This window comes from Paucibacter sp. XJ19-41, from assembly GCF_028462495.1.
In the GTDB taxonomy this organism is placed as follows: domain Bacteria; phylum Pseudomonadota; class Gammaproteobacteria; order Burkholderiales; family Burkholderiaceae_C; genus Roseateles_E.
In genome coordinates, this window is record NZ_JAQOWX010000005.1 from 79750 (window position 1) to 93291 (window position 13542).

19 protein-coding genes are annotated in these 13542 nt (G+C 70.0%); 11 read left to right on the forward strand and 8 right to left on the reverse strand.

Annotated elements, in window-relative coordinates:
- Positions 1-5 precede the first annotated feature (5 nt).
- The 5 genes from PO768_RS02570 to PO768_RS02590 are packed head-to-tail and all read right to left on the reverse strand — an operon-like array spanning position 6 to position 2716.
- Positions 6-743, reverse strand: a complete 738-nt coding sequence (locus PO768_RS02570) for an SDR family NAD(P)-dependent oxidoreductase (protein WP_272644768.1) — start codon at positions 741-743, stop codon at positions 6-8.
- The gene (locus PO768_RS02575; protein ID WP_272644769.1) at positions 740-1345 is read right to left on the reverse strand and encodes a DUF938 domain-containing protein; all 606 of its coding nucleotides are present in this window, start codon (positions 1343-1345) and stop codon (positions 740-742) included. Before PO768_RS02575 ends, PO768_RS02570 begins: the two co-directional genes overlap by 4 nt.
- 6 nt (positions 1346-1351) lie before the next feature.
- On the reverse strand, positions 1352-1951 hold the full coding sequence (locus PO768_RS02580; protein WP_272644770.1) for an RluA family pseudouridine synthase: 600 nt from the start codon (positions 1949-1951) through the stop codon (positions 1352-1354).
- Entirely contained in the window at positions 1951-2427 is a 477-nt protein-coding gene (locus PO768_RS02585; protein WP_137942392.1) for a protein-tyrosine phosphatase family protein, read from the reverse strand. The genes PO768_RS02580 and PO768_RS02585 overlap by 1 nt, the downstream gene beginning before the upstream one ends.
- Before the next feature lie 40 nt (positions 2428-2467).
- The gene (locus PO768_RS02590) at positions 2468-2716 is read right to left on the reverse strand and encodes a hypothetical protein (protein ID WP_272644771.1); all 249 of its coding nucleotides are present in this window, start codon (positions 2714-2716) and stop codon (positions 2468-2470) included.
- Positions 2717-3863: 1147 nt separating this feature from the next.
- Here PO768_RS02590 and PO768_RS02595 point away from each other — a divergent pair.
- Positions 3864-4451, forward strand: a complete 588-nt coding sequence (locus PO768_RS02595; RefSeq protein ID WP_272644772.1) for a hypothetical protein — start codon at positions 3864-3866, stop codon at positions 4449-4451.
- 9 nt (positions 4452-4460) lie between these two features.
- On the opposite strand, the gene PO768_RS02600 is transcribed toward PO768_RS02595, so the two are convergent.
- Positions 4461-4964 carry a thioesterase family protein gene (locus PO768_RS02600; RefSeq protein ID WP_137942395.1) on the reverse strand — a complete coding sequence of 168 codons (504 nt, stop codon included), beginning with the start codon at positions 4962-4964 and terminating at the stop codon, positions 4461-4463.
- 116 nt (positions 4965-5080) lie between these two features.
- Between PO768_RS02600 and PO768_RS02605 the strand changes: the two genes are divergently transcribed.
- Entirely contained in the window at positions 5081-6415 is a 1335-nt protein-coding gene (locus tag PO768_RS02605) for a cation:proton antiporter (protein WP_272644773.1), read from the forward strand.
- Between the two features lie 22 nt (positions 6416-6437).
- On the opposite strand, the gene PO768_RS02610 is transcribed toward PO768_RS02605, so the two are convergent.
- On the reverse strand, positions 6438-6752 hold the full coding sequence (locus PO768_RS02610) for a BON domain-containing protein (protein WP_272644774.1): 315 nt from the start codon (positions 6750-6752) through the stop codon (positions 6438-6440).
- 214 nt (positions 6753-6966) lie between these two features.
- Between PO768_RS02610 and PO768_RS02615 the strand changes: the two genes are divergently transcribed.
- On the forward strand, positions 6967-7518 hold the full coding sequence (locus PO768_RS02615; protein WP_272644775.1) for a hypothetical protein: 552 nt from the start codon (positions 6967-6969) through the stop codon (positions 7516-7518).
- Between the two features lie 65 nt (positions 7519-7583).
- On the opposite strand, the gene PO768_RS02620 is transcribed toward PO768_RS02615, so the two are convergent.
- The gene (locus PO768_RS02620) at positions 7584-7850 is read right to left on the reverse strand and encodes a hypothetical protein (protein WP_272644776.1); all 267 of its coding nucleotides are present in this window, start codon (positions 7848-7850) and stop codon (positions 7584-7586) included.
- A gap of 179 nt (positions 7851-8029) precedes the next feature.
- Here PO768_RS02620 and PO768_RS02625 point away from each other — a divergent pair, with 179 nt between their 5' ends.
- The 8 genes from PO768_RS02625 to arsN2 form a co-directional block, all read left to right on the forward strand.
- Entirely contained in the window at positions 8030-8359 is a 330-nt protein-coding gene (locus PO768_RS02625) for an ArsR/SmtB family transcription factor (RefSeq protein WP_272644777.1), read from the forward strand.
- A 44-nt stretch (positions 8360-8403) separates the two neighbouring features.
- A complete protein-coding gene (locus PO768_RS02630; protein ID WP_272644778.1) occupies positions 8404-8901 on the forward strand; it encodes an arsenate reductase ArsC in 498 nt (165 codons plus the stop codon).
- Positions 8902-8922: 21 nt separating this feature from the next.
- Complete coding sequence (locus PO768_RS02635; protein WP_272644779.1) at positions 8923-9435, forward strand: arsenate reductase ArsC; 513 nt, start codon at positions 8923-8925, stop codon at positions 9433-9435.
- 11 nt (positions 9436-9446) lie between these two features.
- Positions 9447-10142, forward strand: coding sequence for an aquaporin (locus tag PO768_RS02640; RefSeq protein ID WP_272644780.1), 696 nt, complete (start codon positions 9447-9449; stop codon positions 10140-10142).
- Complete coding sequence (gene arsH / locus PO768_RS02645) at positions 10135-10866, forward strand: arsenical resistance protein ArsH (RefSeq protein ID WP_272644781.1); 732 nt, start codon at positions 10135-10137, stop codon at positions 10864-10866. Before PO768_RS02640 ends, arsH begins: the two co-directional genes overlap by 8 nt.
- A gap of 8 nt (positions 10867-10874) precedes the next feature.
- Positions 10875-11963 carry an ArsO family NAD(P)H-dependent flavin-containing monooxygenase gene (locus PO768_RS02650; RefSeq protein ID WP_272644782.1) on the forward strand — a complete coding sequence of 363 codons (1089 nt, stop codon included), beginning with the start codon at positions 10875-10877 and terminating at the stop codon, positions 11961-11963.
- A 108-nt stretch (positions 11964-12071) separates the two neighbouring features.
- Positions 12072-12551, forward strand: a complete 480-nt coding sequence (locus PO768_RS02655) for a MarR family winged helix-turn-helix transcriptional regulator (protein WP_262968081.1) — start codon at positions 12072-12074, stop codon at positions 12549-12551.
- Between the two features lie 3 nt (positions 12552-12554).
- On the forward strand, positions 12555-13542 hold a 988-nt coding region (arsN2, locus tag PO768_RS02660), incomplete at its 3' end, for an arsenic resistance N-acetyltransferase ArsN2 (protein WP_272644783.1).

Below are 13542 nucleotides of genomic sequence, written 5' to 3' on the forward strand. Positions count from 1 at the left end.
CCTGCTCAGGCATCCCGCACATCGGCCAGCACCGTGCTGCCGAAATCGGCGCGCGCCAGATAGCGCAGCACCTTGGCGGCGGCAGCCTCGGGGCTGTCGAGCTGGCCCTCGGTCTTGAAGGCGGCAAAGCGCGGCTGGTCGGGGAAGGCGGCCGGGTCGCCGGCGCGCAGCTGGCTCTGCATCTCGGTGTCGATGATGCCCGGCGCCAAGGACACGACGCGGGCCCCGTGCTCGCGCCCGGCCTCGTCCAGCGCGATCGCGCGCGACAGATTGTCCATGCCGGCCTTGGCCGCACAGTAGGGCGCGCTGCCGGCCATGGCCCGGCGGCCCAGGCCGGAGGAGATGTTCAGCAGCCGCTTATCCGCCGCCCAGTGCCGCGTGGCGCGCAAGAAGGCGCTGGACAGCAGCAGCGTGGCCTCCAGCCCGACACGCAGCGCGCTCGACAGCTCGGCCAGCGGCACCGCATCGATCGGCCCGGGCGGCGTGATCACACCGGCGTTGTTGATCAGGGCGGCGTGGCTGAAGCGGGCCGGGTCTTGCACCGCCAGCCAGGCCTGCAGGCGCTCGGCCGCGTCCAGCGGCTCGGCCAGGTCCTGCTCCCATTGCTCCAGGCCGGGCCCGGCGGCCAGGCTGGCGCTGCGGCGGCGCGAGATGCCGATGACAAGATGCTCGGGCGAGATCAGCTGGCGGGCGATGGCCTCGCCCATGCCGCGCGAGGCGCCGGTGATGATGTAGAGCTTCATGGCTGAGGGTTCCGGTTGAAGATCAAAAGCAGATTGTTGGCCGGCAGCGAGCGGTACTCCCGCAGGCCCAGCCCGGCTTCGTCGGCCTGCTGCTGCACGGCCTCGAGATTGCGCAGGCCCCAGGCCGGATCGCGCGCGCGCAGATCGGCATCGAAGGCGAGGTTGCTGGCCGCGGTGGCAAGACCCGGCACCACGAAGGGGCCGTAGATCAGCAGCAGTCCGTCCGGGCGCAGATGGCGGGCGGCGCCCTGCATCAGGGCCGCGCAGCAGGCGGGCCATGGCGATACATGCAGCATGTTCGCGCAGAAGATCGCATCCAGCGGGGGTAGCCCGGGCGGCAGCGGCCAGGGCTCTTGCAGGACATCGAGGGGCAGTGGTTCCGGGCCTTCGGGCCGCAACGCCCGGATCGAGCTCAGCGCCTCGGGTCTGGGATCGGAGGCTAGCCAGTGCCAGCGCGGCAAGGCGGCGGCGAAATGGGCCGCATGCTGGCCGCTGCCGCTGGCGATCTCCAGTGCGGTGCCGCTGGGCGGCAGCAGCGTCAGCAGGGCGTCGAGGATGGGCTGCTTGTTGCGGTCGGCGGCGGGGGAATGCAGGGCGCTCATGAGGTATCAGAACTCCGGTGGGCAATCGAGGCTGAGCGCGCGCGCGGACAGCGCCAGATGGCAGGCATGCAGAAACAGTCTGGGGGCGGGCGGGCCGTCGTAGAGGGTGTCGCCGACGATGGGATGGCCCAGCGCCAGCATGTGCACGCGCAGCTGGTGCGAGCGGCCGGTGATGGGCTCGAGCTCGACCCGCGTCTGGCCGCCGTCGTGCGCGAGGCTGCGGTAGCGTGTCAGCGAGGGCTTGCCGGTCTGGGCGTCGACCTGCTGGCGCGGCCGGTTCGGCCAGTCGGCGCTCAACGGCAGGTCGATCTCGGCCCAGGCGCCGCCGGTGTCGAGCCGACCCTGCAACAGTGCGATATAGCGCTTGGCGACGCGGCGCTCGGCGAAGTCCAGGCTCAGCGCGCGCTGCATCGCCGCGCCACGCGCGAACAGCAGCAGGCCCGAGGTCGCCATATCGAGCCGGTGCACGGTCAGCGCGTCGGGGAAGCTTTGCTGCAGCCGGTGGACCGCGCAGTCCTGCTTGTCCGCGCCGCGGCCGGGCACCGACAGCAGGCCGGCGGGCTTGTTGACGACGATCAGCCCCGCGTCGGCATGCAGCACCTGCATCAGAACTGCTCGATCCAACCCGATTGCAAGGCCGACTGCGGGTTGGAGCCGGCCGCGCGCACCGCCGCCAGCGCCTGCTCGGTCGTCAGGCCCAGCGCCTTCAGCACGCAGGCCGCCACCGTGCCGGTGCGGCCGATGCCGGCCGCGCAGTGCAGCAGCGCGCGGTCGCCGAGCACCAGGCTGTGCTGCAGCAGCTCCACGCCCTTGGCGAAGGCGCTCGGGTCGGCGCCCAGGCCGAAATCGCGCATCGGCAGATGCTGCCAGCGAAACGGCAGCCGGCCCTCGGCAATCGCCTTGTGATAGGCCGGCGAGAGCTGGGCCACTTCTTCGAGCGGATTGAGACAGACCACCAGGCTGAGGCTGCGGGCGCGCGCCTCGTCGAGAAAGCTGCCGAAGGACTCCAGGCGGCCGGGCATCGATTGCAGCCAGAGCTGGCCGGCCACGCCGGCGGGGAGGGGGAGGGGTCGGAAAGCCATGGCCGGCATTCTCCACCACGGCGCCAGGTCCGTGCCGCGATCAGGGCAGCTCGGGCCGGTGCAGCACGCCCAACGCCTGCTCGCGCATGGCCTGGCGGGCGCGCAACGCTTCGTCCAGCTCCTGCGCCACGGCCTGCGCGGCCTCGCTGCGGCCCAGCGCTCGCAGGCAGGCCAGCGCGGTGCGCAAGGCCGGCAGCCGCAGGCTGAAGCTGCCGTGGCCGGGCTGGGGCGCCAGCAGCCCGTCCAGCCAGCTCAGGCCCTCGGCCGGCCGGCCCTGGCGCAGCGCCATCTCGGCCAGGCTGTGCTCGGCGGCCAGGCGGTTGTAGCCGGTGCCTTGCTCGCTGTACTGGCGGTGGGCGGCCGCCAGCCAGGGCTCGGCCTGCTCCAGGCGGCCGCACAGCAGGGCCAGATGCCCGGCGGCGAGCTGCAGGCCGGCTAGTGCGGTGGCCGGCAGGCGTTCATCGGCCNAGCGCCATCTCGGCCAGGCTGTGCTCGGCGGCCAGGCGGTTGTAGCCGGTGCCTTGCTCGCTGTACTGGCGGTGGGCGGCCGCCAGCCAGGGCTCGGCCTGCTCCAGGCGGCCGCACAGCAGGGCCAGATGCCCGGCGGCGAGCTGCAGGCCGGCTAGTGCGGTGGCCGGCAGGCGTTCATCGGCCAGCAGGCCGCTGGCCTGGGCCAGGAAGCGCGGCGCGTGGACCAGCGCGATCTGCGCGGCCGCTTCGCCGCGGCCGTGCAGCAATTCCTCGTAGGCCTGGCCCAGCGACAGCAGCAGGTTGATGAAGGCCAGCGCCAGCAGATTGGCGTCGTGCGACTCGCGGGCCAGCGAGATGGCCCGCATATGCATCAGCTCGGCATGGCTGACATCGCCGAGGCGGGCGTGCACATGGGCGGCGCAGCTGAGCGTGCGCGGCAGCAGCTCGGCCGAGTCGCCGGCGGCGGCCAGGGCCTCCAGGCTGATCGGCCTGGCCTCGTCGGCCAGGCCCAGCTCGGCCAGCGCAAACGCGGCCAGGGTCAGACCGTCGACCTCGGTGCGGGCGTTGCCGCTGAGCCGTCCGAGCCGACCCACTTCCAGCGCCGGCAGATAGACCTGCCAGAGCGCACCCATCTGCCAATGGGCACGCGCCTGCATCAGCAAGGCCTGGGCGCGCTGTGCATCGGGCAGCGCGCGGCCCAGGGCCTGCGTGGCCAGCGCCAGCGCCACCGGCCATTGCTGCCGGGCCAGCGCGGCATCGGCCTGCTCCAGCAGCTGCAGGGTCTGCTCGGCGGGGGCGGGCGAAGGCGATGCGGGGCGGGAGGGCGCGTCGGGCATGGTCGGCATCGGAAGGTCTCGCTGGGACTTTATGCCAAGCCGGTGTCGTGTCCGGGGCGGGCTTTCGAGCATCAGCGGCGAGCCCGCTACTATGCTAGCCACCTGAAAACAACCGGGACGGAATTCCGCATGATCGAGACAGTAAAAAGCCTGCGCGCGGCGCTGGTCGCCGCCGGGCTGGCCGCGCTGGCGGCCGGCGCGCTGGCCGACTTCGAGCTGAAGGACGAGCAGGGCCGGCGCATCCTGCTCAAAGACGACGGCAGCTGGCGTTATGTCGATGCGACCGCACCGGCAGCGCCCGCTGCGTCGGCGGCACCGGCCAAGCCGCTGCTGCAGGCCGAGCTGCGGCTGGAGCGGCGTGTCGAGGCGCCCGGCGGCTGCCGCTTCGAGCTGGCCTTGAGCAATAAGCTGGACTACGAGATTCGCAGCGTGGTGCCCGACTTCACCGTGCTGCGCGCCAACGATGTGGCCTATATGACCCAGCTGACCGGCTTCGGTCCGGTGCGTCCGGGCGACCAGCATAGACGCGCGCTGCAGTTCGCCGGCATCGGCTGCGGCGAGATCGCCAAGCTGCAGGTGCATGGCGGCGACCGCTGCGAGATGGGCGAGCTGAACAAGTTCACCGAGTCCAAGGGCGCCTGCCTGGCCCTGCTGAAGGTGCTGCCCAGCGACTTGCTGCCCTTCGAGAAGAAGGCCGAGACGCCGGCCAAGAAGTAGGCCGCCCGCTCAGGACACGATGTAGGCGCCGGCGCCGCTGCTGAGCAGGCGGCCCTCGGCGTCCTTGAACTCCATGCGGGTCGAGGCCACCCGGCTGCCCAGGCGCAGCACCTCGGCCGTGGCGTGAAAGCGCGGGCCGGTGGCCGGGCGCAGATAGTCGATGCGCAGATCGATGGTGCCGAGCTTGCCGAAGCGCGCCAGTCGGGCCAGCGGCGCCTCGTCCATATGGCGCGCGCCGGTTGCCGCCATCACGGCCAGCCCGCCCATCGCATCGAGGGTGGCGCTGATCACGCCCCCATGCAGGCGCTGATGGGTGAAATGGCCGATCAGCTCGGGCCGCATCGTGATGTGGGCCTTGACCCGGTCGGCCTCCAGGCTGTCGATCCGCAGGCCCAGCACCTGGTTGAAGGCGATGTGCTGTTCGAAGATCTCGCACAAGCGCTGGCTGAACTCGGGCTCGAACAGGCTGGAGATGCTGTGCATGCGGTCGGGGGTGGCGCTGGTGTTGTTCATGCCGCGACGGTAGCGCATTTGGCCCGACGGCGGGCCGGCCCTATGCGTGCTGCAGCACAGACGTACGCCGCACCGGGCCTCATGCTGGGTGGACATTCGTTATCCCTTTCCCGTCCATGCAGTTCTGGTCCTTGTTTGTCGGCGTGCTGCTGATCACGATGGTGCTGGCCGGCACCTTGCTGGGCCGGCTGCCGCTGAGCAGCGCGATGGTGTATCTGGGCCTGGGCTGTGTGCTGGGGCCGGACGGCATCGATGTGCTGCGCCCCGATCCGCAGGCCCATGCCGGCGCGCTGATGCATCTGACCGAGCTGGGCTTGCTGATCTCGCTGTTCGCGGTCGGGCTGCGCCTGGGAGTGCCGCTGCGCGACCGGCGTTGGCGCCTGCCGCTGCGCCTGGCCTTTGTGTCGATGAGTGCGATGGTGCTGATGGTGACGCTGATCGGCGTCTGGCTGCTCGAGCTGCCGCTGGGTGCGGCCGTGCTGCTGGGCGCGATCTTGGCGCCGACCGATCCGGTGCTGGCCTCCGACCTGCCCTCGGACGCCGGCACCGACCCCGAGCGCCTGGGCTTCAGTCTGGCCGGCGAGGGCGGTCTCAATGACGGCGCGGCCTTTCCCTTCGTGATGCTGGGCCTGGGCTTGCTGGGCCTGCACGAGCTGGGCGAGGGGGGCTGGCGCTGGTGGACGCTGGACCTGCTATGGGCCACGCTGGGTGGTGTCGCGATCGGCGCGGCGCTGGGTGCGGCCACCGGCTGGCTGGTGGTCTATCTGCGCAGCCGCCATCAGGAGGCGATCGGGCTCGATGTCTTCCTCGGCCTGGGCCTGCTGGGTCTGGCCAACGGCCTGGCCTTGCTGAGCCACAGCTCGGGCTTTCTTGCCGTGTTCGCCGCCGGCATGGCCTTGCAGCGGGTGCGTGAGCGGCCCAGGCCAGAGAGCCGGCCGCTGGCCCCGCCGCTCGACTCGGCCGGCCACTCCTACGACACGCTGGCCACCCATCCCCATCATGCCAGCGCGACGATGCGCGATGCGGTGCAGGCTTTCAACACGCAGCTGGAAAAGCTTGCCGAGCTGACGCTGGTGCTGCTGGTCGGGGCGATGCTGGCCTATGCCAAGCCGCTGCCGGCCGCCTGGTGGTTCGTGCCGCTGATGATTCTGCTGCTGCGGCCGCTGTCAGCGCTGGGCGCGACGCTCGGCGAGGGGCTGACGGCGCCGCTGCGCGGGATGATAGGCTGGTTCGGCATCCGCGGCATCGGCTCGGTGTTCTATCTGCTTTATGCGCTGGATGCCGGCGTCTCGGGCGAGGTGGCCGACATCCTGCTGTCGCTGACGCTGTGGACCGTGGTGGCCTCCATCGTGGCTCACGGCGTGACGGCCCAGCCGCTGATGCAGACCTATCTGGCCTGGCGACAGCGCCGACAACGCAAGCCAGCCCCGGTCTCGAAACCCGAGGACTGACGGCCGTGCCGCCGGGGCGGCCTCAGGGGCGAACGGTGATCTCGTTCTTGACCGCCTTGACGCCGTCAACCTTCCAGGCCAGGGCTTCGGCGGTGCTCTTCTCGGTGCTGCTCTTCGCAAAACCGGACAGCATCACGGTGCCCTTCATCGTCTCGACGCTGATCGATGAGGCTGCGACATTGGTGTTGTCGACGAAGCGGGCCTTGACGGCCGTCGTGATGGCCGCGTCGTCGACATAGGCGCCGACCGATTGCTGGCCGCGTGTCACGGCGCAGCCGGTGGTGGCGAGCAGGGCCAGGGTGGTCAGGGTGATGGCAAAGCTGTGGCGAATGGTCATGAAGATATCCTTGGAGTGGTGAGGGCAGTGGACTGCGCAACGCTGCGACAGGCCATGGTTGCACTGTAGAAACTTCGTCGATGTCGGCCCATAGGCGCACAGCGCCAGCCCATGTAGGACGCCGACTACGCGAGGCCGGGCGTTCCGCTGCTAGGCCGGGGCCTCGGGTGATTTGCATACTGCGTCCACTCCATCCACCAAAGAGGACGCCTCGATGAACACCATCTTCAAGATCAAATCTGCACTGCTGATTTCCGCCCTGCTGGCACTGCCGGTGGCCCAGGCCGCCACCATCAGCAAGGACGAGTACAAGGCGGGCAAGACCCGCATCAGCGCCGAGTACAAGGCCGCGAAGGCCGCCTGCACCGCGATGTCGGGCAATGCCAAGGATGTCTGCGAGGACCAGGCCGAGGGCAAGGAGAAAGTGGCTCTGGCCGAGCTCGAATATGCCCATAGCGGCAAGCCGGCCGATCAGACGAAGGTCTTGACCACCAAGGCCAAGGCCGAGTACGAAGTGGCCAAGGAGAAGTGCGACGACAAGGCCGGCAACGACAAGGATGTCTGCGTCAAGGAGGCCAAGGCTGCCGAGACCAAGGCCCTGGCGGACGCGAAGCTGGGCAAGCAGGTCGGCGAGGCGCGCAAGGACGCCGCCGAGGACAAGCGCGATGCCGATTACAAGGTCGCCGTCGAGAAGTGCGACGCGCTGGCGGGCGATGCCAAGAGCGCCTGCATCTCCGGTGCCAAGGCCCAGTTCGGCAAGAGCTGACCCTCCCTCGCTGACCCTCGCCTTCGGGCGAAGCCGAACCTGTGATCAGCCGATCACGGGTTTTCTTATTTCTGGTGCTGCTCGGGTCGCAGATCGAACTCGCGCAGCATCACCGGCTCCAGCGCGCCCTGGGCGACGCGGCGCTGCACGGCCAGGGCCAGCTCGGCCGAGAAGGCCTCGAAGGTCTCCAGCGGATCCTCGTCCTGCGAGCCGGGGCGGAAACAATGATGCAGGGTCGCGCGGCTGACGCTGGCGCCCACCTGTCCGGTGCCGACCGGAACATAGAAGCGGACGGTTTCCGAAGGCTGGTGAAAAAAAGCGGCGTGCGACATGGTGGGGCCTGCGGTTGACTGCGTGCGGCGCGAGGCCGGGAGTGGTGTTGCCCGTCTGTGCCGGCTTCCCGTCCGAGGCTAACCCGTATTCGTTCGCAGCGTGGGATTGTTTTGCGGCGATGCGGGCGCGGCCCTTTAGGGGCTTGTTATTTATTCTGTATTTCGATTAAGATGGAAATATGGAAGAACAGCAAGTCATCAAATCCCTGGCCGCACTGGCCCAGGCCGCGCGGCTGCAGGTGTTCCGGGCCCTGGTTGTGGCCGGGCCGGCAGGCCTGACGCCCAGCGCCTTGGCCGAGCACCTGGCGCTGCCCGCCTCGACGCTGTCCTTTCACCTGAAGGAGCTGTTGCATGCCGGCCTGGTCTCGCAAGAGCGTGATGGTCGCCACCTGATCTATCGCGCCGCCTATGAGCAGATGAACGCCCTGCTGGCCTATCTGGCCGCCAACTGCTGCCAGGGTGAGGCCTGCCTGGACCAGACGGCTGCCGCCGGCTGCGCCCACTGCTGAGGCCCCCATCTCACTTTCTTCCCTTTCTTTCGCCGAGGTTTTATATGTCCGACGAGAAGATCTACCAGGTGCTGTTCCTGTGCACCGGCAACTCTGCCCGCTCCATCCTGGCCGAGGGCCTGATGAACCATCTGGGCCGAGGACGTTTCGTGGCCCACTCGGCCGGCAGCCATCCGGCCGGCGCGGTCAATCCGCTGGCACTGCAGACCCTGTCGCAGCTGCAGATTGCCAGCGGCAATTTCCGCAGCAAGAGCTGGGACGAGTTCGCGCAGCCGGGCGCGCTCGAACTCGACTTCGTCTTCACCGTCTGCGACAAGGCCGCCGGCGAGGTCTGCCCGCTGTGGCCGGGCCAACCGATGACCGCGCACTGGGGGGTGGAAGACCCCTCGGCTGTCGAAGGCTCGGACGAGACCAGGCTTCGCGCCTTCATGGACACGGCTGTGATCCTGAAGCGCCGCATCGAGCTGATGCTGGCCCTGCCGCTGGCCACGCTGGACAAGCTTTCGCTGCAGCGCGAGCTCAGCAGCGTCGGCAAGGCCTGAACCCGCCAGATTGGAAGCGCAATGACTGTCCATGTATTGATTCTCTGCACCCACAACTCGGCCCGCAGCGTGCTTTCCGAGGGCATGCTGAACCACTTGGCCGCGCGCCTGGGCCGCGATGTCCGTGCGCACAGCGCCGGCAGCGCACCCAGCGGGCGATTGAACCCCTTCGCCATCGAAGCGCTGAACAAGGCCGGCATCGAGACCGCCGCCTACCGCAGCAAGAGCTGGGACGAGTTCACCGGCCCCGAGGCGCCGCCGTTGTCCATCGTGATCACCGTCTGCGACAGCGCTGCGGCCGAGCAATGCCCGGTGTTCTTCGGAGCGAACCGTGATGGAGGCCAGCCGGTCAAGGTGCACTGGGGCTATGCCGATCCGTCGAACGCCGAAGGTGGCGACGAGGGCAAGCGCCGCGCCTTCGAGCTGACCCGCCAGGCGATCGCCTATCGCATGCTGCAACTGCTGCTGCTGCCGCTGGAGTCGCTGAGCAAGCCGGAGCTGCTGGCGGCGCTGAACGCCATCGAGAAGAGCTGAGGGCGCCGGGCATGCATGCAAGCACCTCCCAGAAGCTGCTGGCCGAGGGCCTGGGCACCGCGCTGCTGCTGGCCGTGGTCATCGGTTCGGGCCTGATGGCCGAGCGCCTGTCCGGCGGCAATGTGGCGATCGCGCTGCTGGCCAATACCTTGGCCACGGTGGGTGGCCTGTACATCCTGATCGAGGTCTTCGGCCCCGTCAGCGGTGCGCATTTCAACCCGGCCGTCAGCGCCGTGATGGCTTGGCGCGGCGAGCTGCCCCCGGCCGCTTTGCTGCCCTATATCGGCGCCCCGTTGCTGGGCGCCATGTTGGGCGCCTGGCTGGCCCATGCGATGTTCGATCTGAGCATCCTGCAGTTCTCCAGCAAGCTCAGGAGCGGCACCGGGCAGTGGATCGCCGAGGGCGTGGCCACCTTCGGCCTGCTGCTGGTGATACTGCGGGCGCCGGCTTCGCGGGTGGCGGCCATGGTCGCAGCCTATATCGGCGCGGCCTACTGGTTCACCGCCTCGACCTCCTTTGCCAACCCGGCCGCTGTGTTCGGCCGCATGTTCAGCGACAGCTTCGCCGGCATTGCGCCGGCCAGCGCACCGGGTTTTGTCCTCGCCGAGCTGCTGGGCGCCGCGCTGGCGCTGGGCGTGCACCGGCTGCTGCGGCCGGTGGCCGCCCGCCAGTCTTCCAGTGAATCTGCCTCCCAGCGCCATGTCTGAACCCCTGTTTCCGCAAGCCAGCTTGCCGGCTCTGCAGCCGGCCCTGTTCGAGCCACCGACCCAGGAGCGCCTGAGCGTGGCCGCGCCGGCCCGGCACCGGCCGCGCTTCCTGCTGCTCTACGGCTCGCTGCGCGAGCGCTCCTACAGCAAGCTGGCCGTGCTGGAAGCCGGCCGGCTGCTGGAGGCCATGGGCGCCGAGGTGCGCGTCTTCGACCCGGCCGGCCTGCCGCTGGTGGATGGCGCGCCGGACACGCACCCCAAGGTGCAGGAACTGCGCGCGCTGGCCCAGTGGTCCGAGGGCATGGTCTGGTGCTCGCCCGAGCGCCATGGCGCGATGACCGGGCTGATGAAGACCCAGATCGACTGGATCCCGCTGAGTAGCGGAGCGGTGCGCCCGACCCAGGGCAAGACCCTGGCGGTGATGCAGGTCTCGGGCGGCAGCCAGTCCTTCAATGCGGTCAACCAGATGCGCATCCTCGGCCGCTGGATGCGCATGCTGACCATCCCGAACCAGAGTTCGGTGGCCAAGGCCTTCCAGGAGTTCGACGAGGCCGGCCGCATGAAGCCCTCCAGCTACTACGACCGCATCGTCGATGTGATGGAGGAGCTGATGAAGTTCACCCTGCTGACCCGCGATGTCTCGCCCTACCTGGTGGACCGCTACAGCGAGCGCAAGGAAGACGCCGAGGCGCTGAGCCGGCGCGTCAACCAGGCCAAGATCTAGAGCGCCCGATGGACCGCCCCGACGTGCTCATCATCGGCGGTGGTCAGGCGGCGTTGTCGCTCGGCTATTTCCTGCGCCGCAGCCAGCGCAGCTTCCTGATCCTCGATGCCGAGGACGGCCCCGGCGGCGCCTGGCGCCATGCCTGGCGCTCGCTGCGCCTGTTCTCGCCGGCGCAGTGGAGCTCGCTGGCGGGCTGGCCGCTGCCGCCCGAGCCGGGCCAGAGCTATCCCTCGCGCGAGCATCTGCTGGACTATCTGGCGCGTTACGAGCAGCGCTATGAGTTGCCGATTGAGCGGCCGGTGCATGTCGACAGCGTCGCGACCTCGCCCGAGGGCCTGGTCGTCCGGGCCGGCGCGCGCCAGTGGCGGGCCCGCAGCGTGGTCAGCGCCACCGGCAGCTGGCGCCATCCGGTCGTGCCGGTCTATCCGGGCCAGGCCGTCTATCGCGGCCGCCAGCTGCATTCGGCCCACTATCAAGACCCGACCCCGTTTGCCGGCCAGCGCGTGCTGGTCGTGGGCGGTGGCAACTCCGGCGCACAGATCCTGGCCGAGCTGTCGGAACATGCGGCGCAGACCATCTGGGTCACCGAGCGGCCGCCGCAGTTCCTGCCCGACGAGGTCGACGGCCGGGTGCTGTTCGAGCGCGCCACCGCGCGCTGGCGGGCCCAGCAGCGCGATGAGCCGGTCGAGGAGTTGCCCGGCGGCTTCGGCGACATCGTGATGGTGCCGCCGGTGCGGGCCGCGCGCGAACGCGGCGTGCTGACGGCGCGTCCGCCCTTCGAGCGCTTCACGGCCGAGGGCGTGGTCTGGCCCGATGGCCGGGCGCAGGCTTTTGATGCGGTGATCTGGTGCACCGGCTTCCAGCCCGCGCTGGACCATCTGGCGCCGCTGGGCCTGCCGGACCCGGGCACCGGCCGCATCGCGGTGAACGGCACGCGCAGCGTCGACGAGCCGCGGCTGTGGCTGCTCGGCTATGGCGACTGGGTCGGTGCGGCCTCGGCCACCCTGGTCGGCGTGATGCGCAGCGCGCGCAGCACGGCGCTGGAGATCGACCACTACCTGAGCCAACTGGACGCGCCGGCCGGGCCGACGCACTGAGGCGGCAGCCCATCGCTGCGCCGCCCTCATCTTTGACTAGATAGATGCTATTGACAACCAAATCCGCGAGGACTACCGTGCGAGCAACTAGTTGCTATCCACAACCTCATGAATACCTCCTCCGCCTCGGCCGGCGAACTGCTGCGCGAAGTGGCGCGGCTCTACACCCGGGCCCAGCGCCTGGTGGCCGACTGCTGCCAGACCACGCCGACCCAGTGCCACATCCTGACCGAGCTGGCTCGGGCTGGTGTCGCGCTGCCCATGTCGGAGCTGGGCACGCGGCTGCTGCTGGAGAAGAGCTGGGTCAGCCGCGCCGTCGAGGGCCTGGCGGCCAAGGGCCTGGTCCTCAAGACCGACAACCCCGTCGATGCGCGCAGCTGGCTGGTGGGTCTGAGCCCGGCTGGCGAGGCACGGGTTAGCGAGCTCAACGGCTTGCTGGACGGCCATGCGGAGCAACTGCTGGCCACGCTTGCAGCCCCGCAGCGCGAAGCGGTGCAAACCGCGCTGCTGCTGCTGCTCAAAACCCTGCGGGCGGATCACAGCGCGATGTGCTGCCTGCCCGCCAGCGAACGGAACAAGGACGGATAAATCATGACCACCCTCCCTATCTCCCTGCGCCAGGCCGGCCCGGCCGACTGGCCCGCGATCAGCGCGCTGCTCGGCGCCCACCGGTTGCCGCTGGACGGCGCCCGCGAGCATCTCGCTCACTTCCTGCTGGCCCAGCAGGGCGGCGAACTGGTCGGCTGCGCCGGCATCGAGCGCTACGGCGATATCGGCCTGCTGCGCTCGGTGGCGGTGGCGCCCGGGCTGCAGCAGCAAGGCATCGGCGCCCGCTTGCTGGCCATGCTCTTCGAGGAGGCCCGGCGGCGCGGCCTGCGCCGGCTCTTCCTGCTGACGACGACGGCCGCCGGCTATTTCGAGCGTCTGGGCTTCGAGCAGGTCGAACGCGCCGCGCTGCCCGCCGCACTGCAGGCCTCGGCCGAGTTGCGCGGCGCCTGCCCGGCCTCGGCCACCGCGATGGCGCTGCTGCTGGTTGAGGACGATGCCCCGACCCAGGCTGGCTCCGCCGGCGATCTGCCGGTGGCCGTGCTGGGCGCCGGCCCGGTGGGTCTGGCCGCTGCCGCCCACTTGCTGGAGCGCGGCATCACGCCGCTGATTCTGGAGGCGGGGGCCTCGGTTGGTGCGCACCTGCTGGATTACGGCCATGTGCGCCTGTTCTCGCCCTGGCGCTACAACCTCGACGCCGCGATGGCCCGCCAGCTGCGCGCCGGTGGCGGCTGGCAGGCGCCACCCGAGGACGAGCTGCCGCTGGCGCGAGAGATCGTCGAGCGGGTGCTCCAGCCCTATGCCGCGCTGCCGGCAGTGGCGGCCGCGCTGCGGCTCGGCACCCGCGTGACGGCGCTCAGCCGCGAGGGCTTCGACAAGGTCAAGACCACCGGCCGCGAGCAGGCGGCGTTCGTGATCCGCGCCACGCAGAGCGATGGCCGGACCCTCGAGCTGCGCGCCCGCGCGGTGATCGACGCCACCGGCACCTGGGGCCAACCCAACCCGGCCGGTGCCAACGGCCTGCCGGCGCTGG